Here is a 19,178-nt window from a genome sequence, read left to right as displayed (position 1 = left end):
TCAGTGATCATCTACCTTTGATGTCCCTTGTCCGCTGGCTAGCGCGGGGAACTCGACCCCAGGCTCACGTAGGATCAGGGCGAGTTTCCCGGGCAGGCGGTCAGGAGCTTGTCCGCAGCGCACGACTACGCCGTGCGCCCAGGCGGCTGCAAAATAGCCGCCCATCTCGCCGATACCCTCTCGGCACCGGACAACTCTAGATCTCACGGGCTCTCCTCAGTCGTTGAGGGTAATAGACGCTATCGTCGCCGATCAACTCGAATGAAGGCATCTCGTCCGTGTACGACAGTCGAAGGGCGTTCCTACCTGCGTCGGTGAGTCGAAAACCATCATCGACCAGCGTCCAAGTCCGCATCTGGTCGAGCAGCCGGTCCACGCCGGGCAGGGGCATGGCGACGCGGCTAGCCAGTTGCTCCCTGCTGCGGACACCCAGCCGGATGGCCTGGAGCATGAGCACGATCTGGCGACTGACGGGACTGATAGCGGATGCGTCTGGAGTGGTGTGCAGCGCCACCTTAGCCGTTTGCTGTGGTGAGGGCTTCTGGCTGAAGTATCGCTGGAGTGTTCCCGGCAGAGTCCGATCAGGGAACAGCGGAAACCATTCGGTGGTGGCCCTGCGAGAGTTTCCTCGCGTTTGCCAGAGCACCGCGGGGAGGTTGTTCGGGACGGTATGTTCCATTACGAGAAGACCGCCGCTCTGTTGCCAGCCGAGGGCTTCCCGTTTGTACTTGCCGGCTGCGTAGGTACGGCAAACTCGTTCAATCTCAGCACGCTGTTCCTGCGTCCACCCCACGCTGCCGAAATCGTCCGCCACGGTCATGACAGACAAACGGTCGATGCTCGGTTGGCGCTCCAGGGCACGGCTCCCTGTGGGTGAAGCCGCGTACAGCAGAACGTGGATCCGCAGCCAGCGGAATGATCTCCAACTACGAAGCGATGCGTTCCTGGTGAGTAGGGCGGATGCACTTGCGGCCTGCCTGCCACTCCCAGCGTAGTCGCTCAGCAAGACGATGGATCGGCATCTTCTCTGACGTAGCTCGTCGATGCTGGCATCAGGCCGAAGAAGTTCATACTCGGCATCATTTGCGCGGACGAACTCTCGGATGACGTTAGCGCAGAATGCTTCGCTGCCTGGCGCGATCGGCAGTTGTGCTCCTGGGAAGGCGTTGACGAACGCCACGGCATCTCGCTCTCTAGCCACCCCGAGTTCCCGCCCTGATCTCAGGGGAAGGATCAGTGCAGGGCTTTGGACTACGCCTTCACGGAAGCCTGTGTCCAGCAGCTCCATCAGGCCTGCTCGAATTGTGGAGGCAGGAACATAGCGGATACTGTTGATCAACAAGGCAGCCGCTGGTTGGTCTTGTGGATGGAAGTTGCCAACCCACTTGAGGCCTTCGGAAGTCTCACTCAACTGCATCGGTGAATCCGATCGAATTGCCACGTCGACATGGTCAGCGATGGTGACGGCAGAGACTTCACCTTACGCTGGATAGCGGGCCGTGTGATCGGACTGATGAGCGGGGCTTGCACGGCCTGCGGCAGTGTTAGGGGCCCGGAGAGAAACTCGAGGTCGTCCCGACGGGACGATCATGCCACGACGCCTCATCGCCGGGTTGGCGATCGCCAGTCGGCGGCAGGACGCGGAAGCTCGGATCGGGCCCCTACGTAGGCCCTGGCCAGTGGAGGAATCGCCGGTTGTGTCCACGGGAGTGGTGTACAGCAGTTGCGTACAGCAACACCGTCTCACACGATCACACGCCACCGGACCGTATCCACTACCTGAGCAGGGCAAGACGCCGTCGACGAGGCATCTGCCCTTCCCTACGGATCAGAAGGTTAGGGGTTCGAGTCCTCTCGGCCGCGCATATGCGAAAGGCCCGCTACCAGGGAGAATCTGGGAGCGGGCCTTAGTGTTTGTCAGGACAATCTCGAGATCTTGCTAACACCCTTGCTAGCACGGGGACGCTCAGCAGACTGCGCGATCATGTGGGCATGGTCTTTGCAGCCCCCTCGGAACGCCTCACTCCAGAGCCAGGCCTGATCAAGGTCTGTTTCCAGTTCACGCCTCGGGAAGGCTGTCTTCCCTACGACACCGAAGGGCTCTGGGCCGAGCGCTGTCCGTGGCCATGTAAAAGTCCCCGCAGGTGGCCAGTTCGAGGTCACCACTGGCGGCCGGTTTAGGTCCCCACTTCTCCTTCGTGCTGTTCGCGTGTCGCGAGGAGGGGTGTGCCCTGAGCGGTGATCGTGACGGTGTCAGCCAGTCACGAGATCACCGCTCAGGGGGTCTGCCCGGCCATGAAGTCTGCGGGGGAAGTCATGGACATCATCGCCGCCTACCGGGAGGTAGGCACCTATCGCGGAGCCGCCGAGATGTGCGGCACCACGCACAAGACCGTCAAACGCATCATCAACAAGGCGCTGGCCGGGGACAAGGCGCCGAGCCGTAAGCGGCGCGAGCACAACTTCGACGAGGTCACCGATCTGGTCGTCGAGAAGGTGAAGGCCACCGCGGGGAAGATCTCGGCCAAGCGGCTGCTGCCACTGGCGCAAGCCGCGGGATATGCCGGGTCGGCGCGCAACTTCCGCCGCCTGGTGGCCGAGGTGAAGAAGAACTGGCGGCGCGAGCACCCGCGCGGCCGGCGGCCGGCAGTCTGGACACCGGGCGAGATGCTGGTCATCGATTGGGGAGATGCCGGGCGCGGGCTGCACGTGTTCTGCGCGGTGCTGGCCTGGTCACGGGTGCGGTTCGTCCGCTTCGCCGACAACGAGCGCGCCGAGACCACGCTCGCCTTCCTGGCCGAGTGCTTTGAGGAACTCCGTGGCGTGCCCAAGGTGGTGCTCGCCGATCGGATGGGCTGCCTGAAAGGCGGCGTGGTGGCCAACAAGGTCATCCCGACCGCCGACTACGTGCGCTTCGCCACGCACTACGCCTTCCGGCCGGACTGGTGCGAGGCCGCCGACCCGGAATCGAAGGGCATCGTGGAGAACCTGGTCGGCTATGCCAAGCGGGACCTGGTCGTGCCGCAGGCGCCGTTCGATGACCTGACGATGGCCAACCTCGCGGCCCGCCGATGGTGCGCCGAGGTCAACTCCGTGGTGCATTCGGAGATCTGCGCGGTTCCGGCCGAACGGCTGGTCAGCGAGCGGCAGGTGTTGACCGCGCTGCCCTCACTGCGTCCGACGATCGGCAAGCCGCCGGCGACGCGCAAGGTCGACCGGCTGTCGTGCGTGCGGTTCGGCTCGGCCCGCTACTCGGTGCCCACCCGGCTGATCGGCACGCGGGTCGCCGTGGTGGAGACGGCCGGACGGCTGCTGATCACGGACCTGGCCACCGGACAGATCGTCGCCGATCACGCCCCGGTCCCGCCCGGCGAGGCGTCGGTCATCGATGAGCATTACGGCGGCCCTCGGCCCACGCCGCGCCGGGCCGCCCGCGCCCGCACCGAGACCGAGAAGGCGTTCCTGGCACTCGGCCCGATCGCCGAGACGTTCTTGACCGGCTCAGCCGCCTCCGGCAACACCCGCCTGGCCGCTGATCTGGTCGAGCTGGCCGCGCTGCAAGCGGCTCACGGCCAGGCGGCGCTGCTGACCGCGCTGGAGCGGGCTATCGCCTTTCGCCGCTGGCGCGCCGATGACGTGCGCGCCATCCTGGCCGCCGGAGCCGGCACGGCGCAGGTCCGCCCGCCTGGAGACGCCCTGGTCCTGGAGTTGCCGCACGTCCCGACCCGCTCCCTGGCGGACTACACCCTGGACAAGCTCGACCGGATCGGAGACGCCTCATGACCGCCGCGAGCGTCCCCGCTCTGGCCGCCGATCTCGATAGCGGGCTGCGCCGGTTGAAGCTGTCCACGATCCGCAGGCTGGCGCCCGAGCTGCTGGTCACCGCCCGCACCCAGCGCTGGAATCCCGAAGAGTTCCTGCGCACCCTCATCGATGCCGAGCTGGCCGCCCGTGATGAGTCCAACGCCCGGGCGCGGATGAAGGCCGCCGCCTTCCCGGTGATCAAAACGATCGAGGAGTTCGACATCGCCGCTTCCTCGATCCCTCAGGCGAGTTTCGACTACCTGGCCAGCTTGGAGTGGATCCGCGCGGCGGAAAACTACTGCGCGGTCGGCCCGGCCGGCACCGGCAAGTCCCATAGCCTCATCGCCTTCGGCGTTGCCGCCATTCAGGCCGGGCATAAGGTCCGCTACTTCACCGCCGCCGAACTCGTCGAGACCCTCTATCGAGGGCTGGCCGACAACTCCGTCGGCCGCGTGATCGAGAACCTGCTGCGCGCCGACCTGGTCATCATCGACGAAGTGGGGTTCGCCCCACTCGATGACACCGGCACCCAGCTGCTGTTCCGGTTCGTCGCGGCCGCCTACGAGCGGCGCGCCTTGGGGATCGGCTCGCACTGGCCCTTCGACCAGTGGGGCCGCTTCCTGCCCGAACACACCACTGCTGTCAGCCTGCTTGATCGGCTGCTGCACCACAGCATCGTCGTGGTCACCGAGGGTGAGTCGTTTCGCATGCGGCAGGCCCGCAGCCGGGGCCCAGAACGCCTCCCCAAGAAGTAGTCAACTCCGCGACCCTGGGGACATTTACGTGGCCACCAGCGGCGACACGCACTTGGCCGTTGACAAGCGCTTGAGCCGGGACACAGCCCGTGTGGCGAACGTCCCATTTCTGCAGGACGGGGTCGCCGAGGGCGACGTGGTGCGCTTCATCACCGACGAAGACGGTCTTCACTGGGCCTGTGAGCGGGCGGAAGCGTCGGGCAACTGCACGGTCCGGGTCCTCCCGGTGCCCGATGGACCGCTGGGGCGAAGCGCACAGGCCGTACACGAGCAGTTGGCACCGTTCGGCCTGGGCGGGGGAATCCTTCAGCTCGGAGCTCCCCCTGGTCGCCTTCACCGTGCCAGCTGACGCAGACCTCGGGCAGATAAGGGCGCTACTGACGCGAGGCCAAATGGATGGCTGGTGGCACTTCGAGGAGTCTTGCATCACCGACGCCTGGCGAAGCGCCTAACGATCGGTTGTTCACGGGCACGGAAGCCAGCCACCTTGCTCAGGCATCGCCAAGGCCCTCTCGGAGGCGGCGAACCCACTCCGTGGGGAGGGCCTGCTCAAGCCGCTCTCTGCTGATCACCAACAGCCCCTCCCTCGCCAAGGGAAGAAAAGGGCGTCGCTTGCCAGGGAGAAGGGACCACCTGGTTGCCACGAGGAAGGGACCACCTGGTCGTGTAGTCGATCATAGTGATCTCCCTTGGTTCGTTCCCCGTCGACACCCCGGTGACCGGCGCGTGGGTTTCCGGGCTGGGGATCTGGGTGTAGACATCCATGGTCATCGAGATCTGCGAGTGCCGCAGGATGCGCATAGCCACACGCGGGTGAACGTCGAGGGCCGCCAGGAGCGAGGCACAGGTGTGCCGGGTGTCGTGCACGCGGATGCGTGGGACGCCCGCGCGCCGGTAGTGGCTCTCAAAAGCCCGGTTGAAGTTCCGCGGCTCGATCGGCGTACCCGTCCGAGTTGTGAACGTCACGTCCGAGGTCTTCCATTGGTCCCCGGCCACCTTACGGGCCTCCTGGACGCGCTGGCGGTGCCGGAGCGCTGAGACACAGAGGCCGAAGAGCGGCAGTGAGGCGGTTGAGTCCTCTGTCCTGGTCGTCTCCCGGTGGAGCAGCTGACCTCCGACTCGCGTGAGCTGGCGTGAGATCCAGAGCTGTTCACACCCGCATCTACCGCTTGACCAGGGATGTGGGTGCCGACGGCCATGGAAGACTCCTGGTGGGCGGCCAGTTGAGTCCCGGCTGATGGCCACGAGAATTCCCGGTGGATGGCCTCGGGTGTCCTGATCTTCGCCTGTCCCCTTGGAGACCTCTCCAGTCCGGTTTGCTGATGTTTGCCGCATTTCGCAAGCCGACCGAAGAGGTCCCGTGACAAAGTCTGACAGAGAGATCATGAAGATCTTTGAGGCGTACGACCTGACCAAGACCGTCCACTCCGCCGCGCAACTGTCCGGCGCGGACCCCAAGACCGTCAAACGCTACGTCGAACTGCGCCAGCTGGGCCTCAACCCGTATGAGCGGGCGGCCCGGCCGAAGCTGATCGACCCGTTCCTGGAGAAGATCGAAGAATGGGTGGAGGCGTCGAAGGCGAAGATCCGCGCTGATGTCGCCCACGACAAGCTGGTCGCGATGGGATATCGGGGCAGCCCCCGCTCCACCCGGCGGGCGGTCAACGCCGCCAAGGCTGCGTGGCGGGCCGGGCGGCGGCGCACCTACCGGCCGTGGATCCCCGAGCCGGGCATGTGGCTGCAGTTCGACTGGGGCGAAGGCCCGCGGGTCGGCGGGAGACGCACCTGGCTGTGGTGCGCTTGGCTGGCCTGGTCGAAGTTTCGGGTAGTGATCCCGGTCTGGGACTGCACGCTCGGCACGTTGGTGTCGTGCCTTGATTCGACGCTGCGGCGGATCGGCGGCGCCCCCACCTACGTCCTCACCGACAACGCCAAGACGGTGACCAGCGACCACGTCGCCGGGATCGCGGTGCGGCATCCGCAGATCGTCGCCGCGGGCCGGTATTACGGCTGCACGGTGGAGACCTGCGTGCCTTACGATCCTGAATCCAAGGGCGGGGTGGAGGCCACCGTCCGCCTGGCCAAGGCGGATCTGGTACCCACCGAGGCCAACCTCCGCAGCGAGTACGGCAGTTTCGCCGAGCTGGCCGAACAATGCCGGACCTGGTGCGAGAAGATCAACGCCCGCCGGCATCGCGGCAGCGGCCAGGTCCCCGCCGAGCAGCTGTTGATCGAGCAGCAGGCGTTGCACGTGCTGCCGGCCGAGCCGTTCGCGCTGGCGCTGGGCGAGCAGCGGATCGTCTATGACGACCAGACCATCAGCTTCGCCTCGGTGCGCTACTCCACCCCACCCGGACACATCGACACCAAGGTCTGGGTGCGTGTGGTCGGCGAGGAACTCGTCATCACCGCCCGGGCCGTCGGCGGGGAGCTGGCCGAGATCGCCCGCCATCGAGTGTCTGTCCCGGGTAACCCGCAGATCCTCACCCAGCACTACCCGCACCATCCCAATGGGCGCAGTGTCCACCAGCCGAAACCGCGGCCGCGCAGCGAGGCGGAGGTCGCGTTCCTGGGCATCGGGCCGGGCGCCAAGCGGTGGCTGACCGAGGCCGGACCAGCCGGAGCCGTGCGCATCCGCGCCAAGATGGCACGCGCCGTCGAACTGGCCGCGGTGCTCGGCGCTGAGCGTGTCGATGAGGCACTCGGCCTGGCCGCGATCGCCGGCCGCTTCGCCGACGACGACCTGCCCGCCATCGTCGACCATCTGAGCGACCACCGGGCCGTTGGCGAACTCGTGCGCGCCGATGAGACGCATTCGGCTCAGCCCGGCACCGCCTCCTGGCAGGCCCTGGGCCAGTGACCACCCCACCACCCGCCCGGCCTGCGCGGCCGGGCGGGCGCCCACGATGAGGAGAACCCCACCCCATGACCTCGCCCACCCCACCGGCTCTGCCCGACGAACTGGACCGGCTGCTACGCCGGATGCGCCTGCCCTACCTGCGCAAAGCCGCCCCCGACGTGCTGGCCACCGCCCGCGCGCAACGCTGGGACCCCGCCGAAGTCCTGCGGATTCTCATCCACGAGGAGGTCACCGGCCGCGACGCGGCCACCCGGCGGCTGCGCCGCACCTCGGCCAACTTCCCCACCGGCAAGACCCTCGCGTCCTGGCGACCGGAGGAGTCCTCCATCCCCGAACCCACCCAGAACGCCCTGGCCACGCTGGAATGGATCGGCCGGGCCGAAAACCTCGTGATCGCCGGCCCGTCGGGCACCGGCAAATCGCACTTCACCGAGGGCCTGGCCCACGCGGCCATCGAGAAGGACCTACGCGTGGCCTGGTTCACCCTGGAAACCCTCACCACCACGATCGGCAAGGCCAAAGTCGACGGCTCCATCGCGCGCACCGTCGCCCGCATCTGCCGCGCCGACCTCATCGTCATCGACGACATCGGCCTGCTCCCGGCCGGAACCGACGCCGCCGAGGCGTTCTACCGGATCATCGATGCCGCCTACGAACGCCGCTCGATCGCGATCACCAGCAACATCCACCCGAGCGGGTTCGACACCATCATGCCCAAGACCCTGGCCACCGCCTCGGTCGACCGGCTCCTCCACCACGCCCACCTGGTCCTGACCAAGGGCGATTCCCACCGACTCGCCGAGGCTCTGGCGGGCAAGGGCGTCACCCCGTTGACCTGACCACCCATCAGGACCACCCCGGCCATCAGCATGGATTTCTGGTGGCCACCAGCCGAGAGAACCCAAGTCCACCTACCTGGGGATCTTCATGACCGTTGACAATGTGGGGTCTCCGCGAGGTGACTGGCTCCCGTTTGCAGGCAGGCAGTCGCTTGCCGGCTGTTTGTATGGCACGCAGGTATGGCGTGCAGGCCGTGACGATCGCCGACTTCGGTGCTCGCCATACGGGGCTGGGGCGATCGGCTGCCGCAGCCGTCCTGCGTCAGGCCTTGGCACCGAATGATCACAGTGAGGTGGTGTGAGGTCTGACGCCAGCAGTGATGACAACGTCAGCTACCGCGAGCGCAATAGAAGACGGTTAGGGGAAGCTGTGGTCAGGGTGGTTCGTCACCGCGTCGCTGCTTTGACAACCGATTACTGGCTGGCTATCCGGTGACAAAGCTGGGGACGCCGACCTCGATCCCGCGTTTGATGAGCACTACCGCGCCACGCAATCGGCTCGCCGACGTTCAAGCCCCTCAGGGGCGATGCCGAACACCGCGGACGGCAAGGCCGATCAGCCGACGCCGGATGGGCCGCCGGGGGAGATCAGTCCGGTTTCGTAGGCCAGCACGACGGCCTGAACACGGTCGCGGAGTCCGAGTTTGGACAGGATGCGGGCGACGTGGGTCTTCACCGTCGTCGCGCTGAGAGTCAGGCGATCGGCCAGTTCGGCGTTGCTCAGACCGGTGGCGAGCAGGCGTAGCACCTCCAGTTCTCGTGGCGTCAGTTCGGTCAGATCGCGGTGGAGGTTGGCCTTCGCCTCGTCACGGGGCGCGAAACGCTCGATGAGGCGGCGGGTGATGGTCGGCGCGAGCAGGGCGTCGCCGGAGCGCACCAGACGTACCGCGGCCACCAGGTGCTCGGGGGTGACGTCTTTGAGTAGGAAGCCGCTAGCGCCGGCGGTGAGAGCGGCGTAGACATAGTGGTCGAGATCGTAAGTGGTCAGGATGATGACGCGGGTCTCGTTCGCTCCACCGCTCATGATCTGGCGGGTGGCTTCGATGCCGTCCATCCGCGGCATCCGGATGTCCATGAGCACGACGTCTGGCCTGGTGCTCCGCACGGCGGCGACCGCTTCGGCTCCGTCGGCCGCCTCTGCCGTCACCTTGATGCCGTCGGTGGCGAGGATCATCCGAAACCCTGTGCGGACCAGCGCCTGGTCGTCGGCGATGACCGCGCGCAGCGGCCCGCTCATGCGGCGGTCCGGGGAATGCGGGCCGTGATCCGATACCCGCCTCCGGCGATGGGCCCGGCGACCAGGGTTCCGCCGTAGACGGCCAGCCGCTCACGTAGCCCGATCAGCCCGCGGCCGTTGCCCGCCCGCGACTGGGGGCCCGGCGCGCCGCCGGTATCGGTGACCTCGATCTCCAGCCAGTCGCCGCTGTGGCCGATCGCGACGGACGCCGCCGCGCCGGACGCGTGCTTCATCGTGTTGGTCAGGGCCTCCTGCACGACGCGGTAGACCGTGAGGCCGACCCCGTCGGGCAGGGAGTTCGGCGGCGAGAGCGCGACGTCCACCGACACTCCCGCGGCGCGTACCCGCTCGACGAGGCCACCGAGTTGGTCGAGTCCGGGTTGCGGTTCGAGCCCGTCGCCTCGGCTGTCCGCGCGCCCGCCTTCCGGCCCGGCAAGCAGGCCCATGACGTTGCGCAGTTCGGCCATGGCGGCTCGGCCGCTGCTTTCGATCGCGAGCAGTGCCTGCTTGGACAGTTCTGGCTCGACGTCCATCACTTTGCGCGCCGCGCCCGCCTGGATCACCATCACGCTCACATTGTGGGTCACCACATCGTGGAGTTCGGCGGCGATCCAGGATCGTTCGGTCTCCACCGCCTTCCGCATGGCGTCCTCCTGGGCTTGCTGAAGTTCGGTGAGCCGATCCCGGCTCCGCCGCAAGAACCGGATGATGCTCGCGCAGACCCCGGCGCTCAGCAGGACGACGTAGGGCCCCAGCCAACTGGGGAGACTGGGGAGGCCAGACGCGACATCTCGGTCCACGGCACCGGCAAGCACGGCCGCGAGCAGGAGCCCGGCCACCGCCGGCACTCGGTTGCGGCTGTGGGCGATGGCACTGTAGCCGGCGATGGCACAGGTCAGCACGGTGATCCACGTCTCACCACCGTTCGTGACCAGCACCGCGAACACCACCACCCAGAAGGTGGCGAGCGGATACCTGCGCCGGGCCGCCAGCGGCAAGGCGGTCAGCACCACCAGGAGCACGGGCGGTTCGTGCTCCTCGGAACCGACGTCCGGCGGCGGCTGGATCCACTCCGTGACGGACGGCCGGACGCCGATGCTCGCGTCCGATAACGCCGGGGGAGCTGGAACCGCTGGAGGGGACGGGATCACCGGGGGCGCTGGAGCCACCGGAGAGGGCCGTAGTTGCAGCAAGTCGATCAGAGGGCGCGACTGCACGTCGACGCGATGGGCCGGGCCGGGGAGTCCCTCCGCTGCCATCAGCGCGGCGACGGTCAGGAAGATCGCAAGTAGCGCGTCGGCGGCGAGAGCTTTGTGAGACGGACGGGCGGTTCGCGGTTCCGGCCGCAATATGTCCTGCACGTACTGCCGCCAAAGCCGTCGTTCGTCTGCTGCCACCGGCACATTGTCGCGTTCGCGTGACCCGCCGCACATCGTCTTCAGTGACCACGGCAGTGTCCGTTGGGAGTACATCGCAGGGATGACGCCGCGGGCGGGTCCTTCCCCGGAAGTATCCGATATAGGCACGACGGCCGACGCGCGTGGACATCGGCCACCTCTAGCCTCAGCCCTGCTACCAGGCCGCCGCGGGACTTCCCGCCAAGGTGGCCGTTGCGATCGGGAGGACGGACACGTTCATGGGTCATGTGACAGAGCCGGTGGAAACGGACAGCCAGTACGGCGGCGCCGGTGCGCCGGTGCACATTGGCAAGGGAATCACCGGGGAAGGGACATCCCCCGAGCGGGGCGCCGGCTGGAGCAGGAGGCCTGCGCCGCAGGGCCGAATCCTGCGCGGCGGAGCGGTCGCCGTCGGGCTGCTCACCATCATGGCGACCACGTCGGTCGCATCCGCGCAGTCCGCGCCCGCCTCATCCGTGCCTGCGTCAAGCAGCACGACCTACCTGCCCAAACCGACCGGTTCGCATCCGGTCGGCACCACGTCCCTGTACCTGAAGGACACCTCCCGCCCCGACCCCTGGGTCCCTTCGGTGAAAGCCCGGGAGCTCATGGTCTCGCTGTGGTACCCGGCTAAATCGCCGGGCCGTAAGCGGGCCCCGTACATGACACCCAAGGAGTCCGAGCTCCTTCTGAAGAGCGGGGAGATCACCAGCGTGCCGGCCGACACGCTGAGCAAAACGCGGACCAACGCCTTCACCGACGCCAACCCGGCAGGTCGCAAGCACGGTCTACCCCTCATCGTGCTCTCCCCCGGCCACACCAAGCCCCGGACCGAACTCACGGCGCTGGCCGAGGATCTGGCGAGCCGAGGCTACGTGGTGGCCGCGATCGACCACACCTACGAGAATGTCGCCACCGCCTTCCCCGACGGACGGGTCACCACCTGCGTCACATGCGAGATCAATAAGAATCCGGCGTGGTGGGAGAAGCTGGCGAAGGGCCGGGCGGCCGACGTCTCCTTCGTGCTCGACCAGCTGACCGGGTCGCACTCGAAATGGAAGGGCACCCGGCTGATCGACCCGTCTCGTATAGCGATGGCCGGCCACTCCGCCGGAGGAGCGAGCACCATCGCGGCCATGCTCAAGGACTCCCGGATACGCGCCGGCATAGACATAGACGGCACCACGGAGGTCAGGATTCCGGGCAGCGGGCTGGTGCGGCCGTTCCTGTTCCTGGGCAAACAGTCCACTTACACTCCTGGACAGGGAGATGCGGCCGCCACTTGGGAACGCGACTGGAAGCAGCTGAAGGGGTGGAAGCGCTGGCTCCTGGTGACCGGGGCGGAGCACATGTCCTTCACCGACCTCGGCGTGCTGGTCGACCAGATCGGCATCGACGACGGCGCCGACATATCCGGCGCCCGCGCCATGGAGATCACCCGCAGGCACGTCGCGGCCTTCTTCGACCTGCACCTGCACAAGAAGCCCCAACCCCTGCTGGACAGGCCCTCGACCCGCTACCCAGAGGTCAAGCACTGCTCGGTCGAGACGAAAACCTGCCAGTAGGACGCTGCCCGGTGCGGGCCCGGGCCGAAGAGACGGCGGATCGTCCTCCGCGTCGCACCTGGCTTAATCCGGTTTGACGGACATCGAAGATCTTGAGTTGACCGGTTTGATGGACACCTGATGTCCGCTCTTCCCTTCGGCGTTGACAAGCGGCCCAGCCAAAAGTACGTGTCGCGGAAGCGGGCCGTCGAGTTCTGGCAGCAGCACAAGAACTCTGGCGACTCCGCCGACACCTACACCCACCCCCGCCTGGCTCCTGGAGGGGATCACCGGGCGGGGGTGTCATACGCCGTTCCCGGAGGGACCCGCACGGCCGGTTCTGAGGGGACCCCGGCGCGGCAACGCGCCGGGGTTACCCGACGAGATCTTCTTCTCCATCGTGCAGCGCAAAGTGGTCACACCCAACGACTTCACCGGTCTTGACCAGGTCGAAGACCGATTGATCGCCTTCGAGCGTCGTTACAACGAGACCGCCCGGCCCTTCAGATGGAAGTTCACCCCAGCTGACCTCGAGGACCTGATGGCCGGATCGAGCGACACGAACAGAAAGAGCACCACTTCCAGCAGCCCGCCGGCTGCGGCAACCAGCCTGCCGCACTACCAGCAACCACGGAAACCTTGACTAACTTACGAATGGGACCGCTTAGCCCTCCCCCTCCCGCCGGCACTCTCCCGAGCTGGCGATCGTTGTCATTGTGCCGGAGAGCGGAACGGGGTGGATGAATGGGGTTAACGGAGCGTCCACTGATGCGGACGCACGTCGTGTCCATCGGAGGATTCCTGCTCGGCATGTCCGTGGCCATCGTTGTCCTCGGCGTCTTGACGCTGGACGTGTCGGCGCAGCAGGCGCGCGCGACGGCGCGTACCAGCGCGACGGTGGTCTACCTGTACTACGACGACGCGGGCGGCCACGTGGCGGCCGACCTCGAGTGGTTCGACGCGGGCGGCGTGCGCCACGTCACGCTGGTCCAGGTCGGCAACGATCGCGAGGTGGTCCCGGGGGCGGGCCTGGCCATCCGCTACGCCCCGGACAACCCGGATGGACTGGTCTTCCCCGGCGCGGACGACGAGTTCCCGCCGCCGGGAGACTGGGTGTTACGCACCGTGCTCGGCCTGCTGGTGGCCCTCCCCGCCCTGCTGCTGCTTCTGGGCGCGCGGCTGCTGCTCAACCTCCGCGCCGCGAGGGCGCCCGCGGCCGCCTGGCGGGCCGCGCCGCTGCTGCTGACGCACCGCAACAGCAACGCCACCTGGTACGCCGGCTACCTGCGGCTCACCGAGGTACCCGCTGGCGGCGGGCCGGCGCGACGATACCTTCAGCGCGTCTACTGGGACCCAGCGCTGGACCGGATGCGCCCCCGCAAGCAGCGCCAGTATGGCGAGCAAGTGCAGGCCCACGTCGGCGGGTGGCCGTTCCGCCGGGCGGTGGTGGTCCTGGACGACGGCACCCGCGTGTGGCCTGCCGGGAGACTACGGCGCCGGCGCCCGTGGAGATGGAACGAGGAGCCCCGGCCGTCGTACGGCAGGCGACGCCCTCGGCCCGGCGGAGGGCTCATCGCGGCGATGGCGGCGACGGTGGGCATCGGCTCCTTCGCGCTGTACGGGCCCGCCGTCGGGATCGCCGCGGCGGGGGTCGGCGTCGCGATACTGCATTACATATGGGGTTGGTACGGCGGTGAGGTCATCTGCGGCCACGACTAAGTGGTCCCATTCGTAAGTTATTCAAGGGTTCACGTGGTTGCTGGTAGTACGGCAGGTTGGTTGCCGCAGCCGGCGGGCTGCTGGATGTGGTGGTCTTTCTGTTCGTGTCGCTCGATCCTCGCCTGAGCGTACTCACACGCTGAACTTGTCAACCGCCATAAGCCGACGAGGAGCTTCACCTCGGCTTGTTCTGGGTCGAGGGCGGGCAAGGTGATCAGGCAGGCGGCGTGCGCGCGTCGCGCCGGACAAGACCACGTCGAGGTACGGCCTCTGGGAGCCATCTTGGGAGCCACCCGAGCGAACGGTCAAGGACTCGTGTGAACGGAGATGAACGGCGAGAATCTAAGCATGCGAGGTCGCGAACGCCGGCGAATCTCGATGAAGATCGTTTGGGGCCTACGGATCAGAAGGTTAGGGGTTCGAGTCCTCTCGGCCGCGCACATGCGAAAGGCCCGCTACCAGGGAGAACCTGGGAGTGGGCCTTAGTGTTTGTCAGGGCAATGCCGAGATCTTGCTAACACCCTTGCTAACACGGTCTCTTCTGCTCGCCGATCACCTGGGCGAAGGTGTCAGCTGCGGAGGCTTCTGCGGCGCGGATCACATGGGCGTAGTCCGGAGCGTTATGGAAGGGTCGGCGTGGCCGAGGCCAGCTGCTACGACGTGCACCGGAACGCCAGCCGGCAGCAGGGTCGTGGCGTGGATATGGTGCAGGTCATGGAGGCGTTCGTGCGGTAGTGGCGTGCGTGGGTCGCTTGGTTGAATCGCTTGATCAGGATCGGGGAAGAGCGAGCTGACGGTGTCGGGGTGGATGGGCTCGCCCCATCCGGTGGTGAACACGTAGTCGCCCGTACCGCGTCCACTCAGGGTGGTCACTGCGGTGGATACCCGTTCTCGCCCTACTCATGTCAGTTAAGGAACTTTAGTCCCATATGTCTCACCTGAGCTTGGCACAGAGGGCGTCGGGCGTTCCGCAGTTCCTGACGTGGCAGTGGGGCCACCCGCGAAGGACGGCCCCACTTGATCTGTCTCCACAAGCACGCGCTCTTGAGCGGGGGTCACGTATTTGTAGCTGCCCACGCGCACTCGAGAGCCAGAAACTAGTCGTTGATCTCCAGCAACTCGGCACCTGTTAAACGATCAATGATCGCCACGGCTGGCTCATCGGGGCTAGCGGTATCGTTTGGTGCATTGATAGGCGATCCAGCGGCCGCCGCCCGCGTTGGCTATGGCGTTCCTTTTCGCTCTGGCGGGTGTACTCCCTCTGCCACCCCAGTAGACGTTTCTCCTGGAGTTGTAGGCGACAGCGCCACAACCGTTGACGAAGGTGGTGAGGACTTTGCAGCTGGAGCGGCCGCATTCCCTCAGTGCCCGCTGTCTGGCGGCAGCCGCTGTTCTGTAGTCCCAGGACCTGCCGACACGGCCGTCCCGCGACACGGCGATCGCGCCGTAATAGTAGCGTGCTGCACTTTCCCCCGCCGTAGCGGCAGTAGCTGCTGCGGGGGACGCTGTGGCCAGCACGCCGCTCGCCATGAAGGCGCAAGCGGCGATGGCAGTGAGCTTCTTGCCTAACTGCATGGTGTTTCCCCTTCGTGCCATCCAAGCGGACGGCAGCGTTGTACTGATGAGGAGAGCCTGCGGTGTGCCACTTGCAGATCACTTAAACCGATAAATGATCAAGGGAGGGATGTGAGGGTTTTCAGCGGAATGGGTGGCCAGGTGGGCCGATTGCGCGCCTCGTAGCCGACCTCGTTGGCTGCATGGGACAGCTCGAAGCCACGCAGGAGGATCTCATCCAGTGAGCCGCCGCCCTTGACGTAGCCCTCCAGGAAGGACTCCTTGTTGCACTCGTCCCATTCGGACAGGCGCACAGCAGAAGTGTTTGGGCGCGTAGTCGAACGAGCGCAGCATGCCCGCCACGTCACGCAGGAGGGTTGCGTCCACGGGAGTGGTGTACAGCAGTGTCCCTTCCGAACAGCGTTTCTGCGCCCGTAGACGCTAGTGGACAGCTCGAACTGGCTACGGGTCAGAAGGTTAGAGGTTCGAGTCCTCTCGGCCGCGCTCCAGCTCACAGGCCCTCTGGGAAGATCCCGGAGGGCCTCTTTCGTGGCCGTACAGCAGCGTTGTACAGCAACGCGACCCCACACACAGACGCACTCCTACGGACACCGGCAGCCTGGTGCCCTGGCATGCACCGACGCCGACGACCTCACTCAGGCACCGCCGAGGCCCTTCCGGAGGCGATGAGCCCAACCGCGGGGAAGACCTGCTCAAGCCGCTCTCTGCTGATCTTCAGCAACCCCTCCTTCGCCGAGGGAAGAAGAGCGCCGTCCCGGACGGCTTTGTGATCCTCGGGTGCCGGACAGATCAGGACGGCGAGGACGGTCATCGGCGCACCCGATAGCGCAGGTGGAGTACCCGGTTGCCCTGGATCACCACGTCAGGATCCTCCAACAGGTGCTGTGCGTCGACCGACCCGAAGTAGCGCTTGCCGGACCCGAACACCACGGGCGCGACGTCCATGGCGACCTCGTCGACGAGCCCTGCGGCCAGCACCTGGCCGCCGACGTCGCCGGCGGCGACCTCGACCATGCGGTCACCCGCAAGCTCCTGCGCCTTGGCCACGGCTGCCTCGACGCCGTCGACGAAGTGAAACGGCGCCTCGGGGTCCCAGCCCTCGGGCATCGGCCGGTGCGACACGACGACCACGTGGTCGATCCCGCCCGGCGGCTTGCCGCCCCAGCCGTCCGTCAGGTCGAAGACGTGGCGGCCGACGATCGTGACTCCGATCTGGTCCCAGTACGCCCGGGTGTAGTCGTAGGACGTCTGCGACACCTTCAGCTCGCCGCTCTCGTCCAACGGGACGTCACCGCTGGACAACCAGTCGAACAGCGGTCCTGGCTGGTCATTCTCGTCCGCGACGAAGCCGTCCACCGACACCGAGCTGTACATGACCACCTTGCCCACGGGGCTCTCCTCTGCTTTGGGGTGCCCCAAATTAGCGTGTCGTGAGCTGTCGCTCTTGTAAGAAATCAATCGGCCGGCAGCGGCCAGCCGTCCAGCGCGTGGCCGGGATGTTCGCGCAGGAACCGCCGCCGGACTTCGACGTACCGGGTCGGCGTGAGCCCGGTGAACGCCCGGAACTCGTGGCCGAAGTGGGCCTGGTCGAAGTAGCCTGCGCCACCGGCGAGGTCGCCCCAGTCGATCGGTCCGGCGGGGTTGATCGCGAACACGGTGGCGGCGAAGCGGTAGGTGCGGGCCAGCCGCTTCGGCGTGACGCCGATGAGCTCCTTGAACCGCTGTGCCAGATGAGTGCTGCTGACACCGGCTGCCACGCTCAGGTCGCCGATCGCCACCGCCCCGCTGGTCGCCGCGATGACGCTGCTCGTATGGCGGACCAGCCCCAGGCCGGCGGTCTCGCACAGCCGTCGCATCAGCTCCTCCTCGAGCAGCGTCAGCATCTCGTGCGGTCCGTCCGCCGTGGCCAGCCGGTCTCGCAGCTCAGCGATGGTGGGGCGACCCCAGACCTGCTCCACCGTCACCGGCCGGTCGCACAGCTCGGCCGCAGGCATCGGCAGGAACGGCGCCAGCCCCCACGGCTTGAAGTGCACGCCGACTGACCGGGTCCCCGGCGGGTAGCCGAACTCGAAGGCGCGGGTGGGGGTGGTGACCACGCAGCCGTCGGCGTACTCGGCCGTCTCGATGTCGGTGCCGGCGCGGATGCGGAACGGCGCCCCGAGGTTGACGATGAGCAACGCCGACGGCATCGGCGGCAGCGTCAGCCGGGCGTACGGCGGCGCACCCTCCAGGTAGTAAAGGTCGTCGATCAGCCCGGCCAGCGGCGGTCGCGGCACTCTGGACACGTACTCCACGCGTCACAGCATCGCCGATGCACGGGCGGGCCGCCAGGTCGTCGTACGCGTCAGTCGCGGAACTGCGGCGGGTGCTTCTCCTTGCGCCTGGCCACGGCCTCCTCCAAGTTGCCGGTCAGCAGCTGGCCACGCGCGGGCGACCGGATTGGATCTCCAGCGCGGCCCTGGGCAGGTTCGCTGCATTGGGCTGTCACAAACGGGGAGGCCGTCTTGTCCTTACTGTGGACAGCCCCTGTTTGGATGGAGGAATACATGAGCGCCGAGCACGCCCACCTGCCCCCAGGCGTTGAGGTGATCACGACCCTGCCGGAGGCGGCGGCCAGGATCCCGGCCGGCGCCGAGGCCCGGACCATCCGGGTCACCCTGCCGCCCGGCGACCCCGGCGCGCCGCCGCACCGGCACCCCGGGCCGATCTTCGGCTACGTGACCCAGGGCGAGATCCTCTTCGAACTGGAGGGGCAGCCGCCGCGGGTGCTCAAGGCCGGTGACGCCCTGTTCGAGCCCGGGGGCGACGTGATCCACCTCCAGGGCGCCAACAACCTTCCGGACGTGCAGTCGCAGCTGGTGGTGACCATGTTCGCGCCGCCGGGTACCCCGATTCTCACCGTGGTCAGCGCGGAGGAACTGGCCGAACGACGACACCGACGGGTTACCAGCCATGATGCGACGTGTCGTTGTGAATGTCGGCTTCAGGTGAGCGCTCCAGGTGAGCCCTTCGGCTGGCTCGGCGGCGGGTACGCTCTCCTCGGGATGGACTCGAGGCTGCTCAGCCGATACCGACGGTCTGTCGCTCGGGCTCGATCAGGACCACGATGCGCTCCTGCCCTCGGGGATAGGGCTCACCGGTGTACTTCGTGGCCAGCTGGTCGATGATCTCCCACGCCGCGTCGCCCTCGAGCCATTCGACGGCCTTCCCGCGGACGACAACGGGCTCGAAGGGGTTGTCGACGGGCGCGATGGACAGCGCCAGCCGGGGGTCGCGGCGCAGGTTGCGTGCTTTGCGCATGCTCGGACCGGTGAAGAAGACGATTCGGTCGCCCAGGGCGCCGACGTAGACGGGAGTGGTGTGGGGCGAGCCGTCCGGCAGGACGGTGGCGAGGTGCGCGATCGAAGTGCCATCGAGTACGCGGCGCACGTCGGGGTCAAGCATGGGT

20 protein-coding genes are annotated in these 19,178 nt (G+C 67.0%); 9 read left to right on the top strand and 11 right to left on the bottom strand.

Translation table 11 applies throughout. The features are described 5' to 3' along the window. Positions 1-196: 196 nt before the first annotated feature. Entirely contained in the window at positions 197-1,441 is a 1,245-nt protein-coding gene (locus EDD27_RS44560; protein WP_127938225.1) for a phosphoribosyltransferase-like protein, read from the bottom strand. 854 nt (positions 1,442-2,295) lie between these two features. Between EDD27_RS44560 and istA (EDD27_RS44550) the strand changes: the two genes are divergently transcribed. From istA (EDD27_RS44550) to EDD27_RS44540, 3 genes are read left to right on the top strand one after another with little or no spacing between them, the layout of a single operon-like run. Then, the gene (gene istA, locus EDD27_RS44550) at positions 2,296-3,783 is read left to right on the top strand and encodes an IS21 family transposase (RefSeq protein WP_127930603.1); all 1,488 of its coding nucleotides are present in this window, start codon (positions 2,296-2,298) and stop codon (positions 3,781-3,783) included. Next, positions 3,780-4,559, top strand: coding sequence for an IS21-like element helper ATPase IstB (gene istB / locus EDD27_RS44545; RefSeq protein WP_127930604.1), 780 nt, complete (start codon positions 3,780-3,782; stop codon positions 4,557-4,559). The genes istA (EDD27_RS44550) and istB (EDD27_RS44545) overlap by 4 nt, the downstream gene beginning before the upstream one ends. Then, entirely contained in the window at positions 4,498-4,908 is a 411-nt protein-coding gene (locus tag EDD27_RS44540) for a DUF4265 domain-containing protein (protein WP_241564581.1), read from the top strand. Before istB (EDD27_RS44545) ends, EDD27_RS44540 begins: the two co-directional genes overlap by 62 nt. Positions 4,909-5,108: 200 nt before the next feature. On the opposite strand, the gene EDD27_RS59075 is transcribed toward EDD27_RS44540, so the two are convergent. Further along, positions 5,109-5,894 carry a tyrosine-type recombinase/integrase gene (locus tag EDD27_RS59075; RefSeq protein WP_421916748.1) on the bottom strand — a complete coding sequence of 262 codons (786 nt, stop codon included), beginning with the start codon at positions 5,892-5,894 and terminating at the stop codon, positions 5,109-5,111. Positions 5,895-5,943: 49 nt separating this feature from the next. Between EDD27_RS59075 and istA (EDD27_RS44530) the strand changes: the two genes are divergently transcribed. Next, positions 5,944-7,419 (top strand): IS21 family transposase, encoded by a 1,476-nt coding sequence (gene istA / locus EDD27_RS44530; RefSeq protein WP_127934029.1) that lies wholly within the window; start codon positions 5,944-5,946, stop codon positions 7,417-7,419. A gap of 65 nt (positions 7,420-7,484) precedes the next feature. Next, positions 7,485-8,258 (top strand): IS21-like element helper ATPase IstB, encoded by a 774-nt coding sequence (istB, locus tag EDD27_RS44525; RefSeq protein WP_127934030.1) that lies wholly within the window; start codon positions 7,485-7,487, stop codon positions 8,256-8,258. A gap of 556 nt (positions 8,259-8,814) precedes the next feature. Here the strand turns inward: istB (EDD27_RS44525) and EDD27_RS44520 are convergent. Further along, positions 8,815-9,495, bottom strand: coding sequence for a response regulator (locus tag EDD27_RS44520; RefSeq protein WP_127938219.1), 681 nt, complete (start codon positions 9,493-9,495; stop codon positions 8,815-8,817). Then, positions 9,492-10,517: a sensor histidine kinase gene (locus tag EDD27_RS44515; RefSeq protein ID WP_241564580.1), complete on the bottom strand. Its 1,026-nt coding sequence runs from the start codon at positions 10,515-10,517 to the stop codon at positions 9,492-9,494. Before EDD27_RS44515 ends, EDD27_RS44520 begins: the two co-directional genes overlap by 4 nt. A 614-nt stretch (positions 10,518-11,131) precedes the next feature. On the opposite strand from EDD27_RS44515, the gene EDD27_RS44510 reads away from it, so the two are divergent. From EDD27_RS44510 to EDD27_RS44500, 3 genes are all read left to right on the top strand, one after another. Further along, positions 11,132-12,457, top strand: a complete 1,326-nt coding sequence (locus tag EDD27_RS44510) for an alpha/beta hydrolase family protein (RefSeq protein WP_241564579.1) — start codon at positions 11,132-11,134, stop codon at positions 12,455-12,457. A gap of 379 nt (positions 12,458-12,836) precedes the next feature. After that, positions 12,837-13,079 carry a hypothetical protein gene (locus EDD27_RS56060; RefSeq protein ID WP_206641933.1) on the top strand — a complete coding sequence of 81 codons (243 nt, stop codon included), beginning with the start codon at positions 12,837-12,839 and terminating at the stop codon, positions 13,077-13,079. A 125-nt stretch (positions 13,080-13,204) separates the two neighbouring features. Beyond that, positions 13,205-14,155, top strand: a complete 951-nt coding sequence (locus tag EDD27_RS44500; protein WP_127938218.1) for a hypothetical protein — start codon at positions 13,205-13,207, stop codon at positions 14,153-14,155. A gap of 597 nt (positions 14,156-14,752) precedes the next feature. Here EDD27_RS44500 and EDD27_RS44495 read toward each other — a convergent pair. The 6 genes from EDD27_RS44495 to EDD27_RS44470 all read right to left on the bottom strand — a co-directional run bounded on the left by EDD27_RS44495 (position 14,753) and on the right by EDD27_RS44470 (position 18,024). Beyond that, positions 14,753-14,992, bottom strand: coding sequence for a site-specific integrase (locus EDD27_RS44495; protein ID WP_206641932.1), 240 nt, complete (start codon positions 14,990-14,992; stop codon positions 14,753-14,755). 330 nt (positions 14,993-15,322) lie between these two features. Continuing rightward, positions 15,323-15,685: a DUF4189 domain-containing protein gene (locus EDD27_RS59070; protein WP_127941371.1), complete on the bottom strand. Its 363-nt coding sequence runs from the start codon at positions 15,683-15,685 to the stop codon at positions 15,323-15,325. Positions 15,686-15,828: 143 nt separating this feature from the next. Continuing rightward, positions 15,829-16,023 carry a hypothetical protein gene (locus EDD27_RS44485; RefSeq protein ID WP_127938216.1) on the bottom strand — a complete coding sequence of 65 codons (195 nt, stop codon included), beginning with the start codon at positions 16,021-16,023 and terminating at the stop codon, positions 15,829-15,831. Between the two features lie 338 nt (positions 16,024-16,361). After that, entirely contained in the window at positions 16,362-16,541 is a 180-nt protein-coding gene (locus EDD27_RS44480; protein ID WP_127938214.1) for a hypothetical protein, read from the bottom strand. Further along, on the bottom strand, positions 16,538-17,119 hold the full coding sequence (locus EDD27_RS44475) for a dihydrofolate reductase family protein (RefSeq protein ID WP_127938212.1): 582 nt from the start codon (positions 17,117-17,119) through the stop codon (positions 16,538-16,540). Before EDD27_RS44475 ends, EDD27_RS44480 begins: the two co-directional genes overlap by 4 nt. A gap of 65 nt (positions 17,120-17,184) precedes the next feature. Further along, the gene (locus EDD27_RS44470) at positions 17,185-18,024 is read right to left on the bottom strand and encodes a helix-turn-helix domain-containing protein (RefSeq protein WP_206641930.1); all 840 of its coding nucleotides are present in this window, start codon (positions 18,022-18,024) and stop codon (positions 17,185-17,187) included. A gap of 240 nt (positions 18,025-18,264) precedes the next feature. Here EDD27_RS44470 and EDD27_RS56055 point away from each other — a divergent pair, with 240 nt between their 5' ends. Beyond that, entirely contained in the window at positions 18,265-18,897 is a 633-nt protein-coding gene (locus tag EDD27_RS56055) for a cupin domain-containing protein (RefSeq protein WP_206641929.1), read from the top strand. Here the strand turns inward: EDD27_RS56055 and EDD27_RS44460 are convergent. Then, complete coding sequence (locus EDD27_RS44460) at positions 18,791-19,174, bottom strand: PPOX class F420-dependent oxidoreductase (protein WP_127938210.1); 384 nt, start codon at positions 19,172-19,174, stop codon at positions 18,791-18,793. The genes EDD27_RS56055 and EDD27_RS44460 overlap by 107 nt on opposite strands. Positions 19,175-19,178: the final 4 nt, after the last annotated feature.

Source organism: Nonomuraea polychroma (genome assembly GCF_004011505.1).
In the GTDB taxonomy this organism is placed as follows: domain Bacteria; phylum Actinomycetota; class Actinomycetes; order Streptosporangiales; family Streptosporangiaceae; genus Nonomuraea; species Nonomuraea polychroma.
This window is presented reverse-complemented; position numbering and strand designations above follow the sequence as displayed.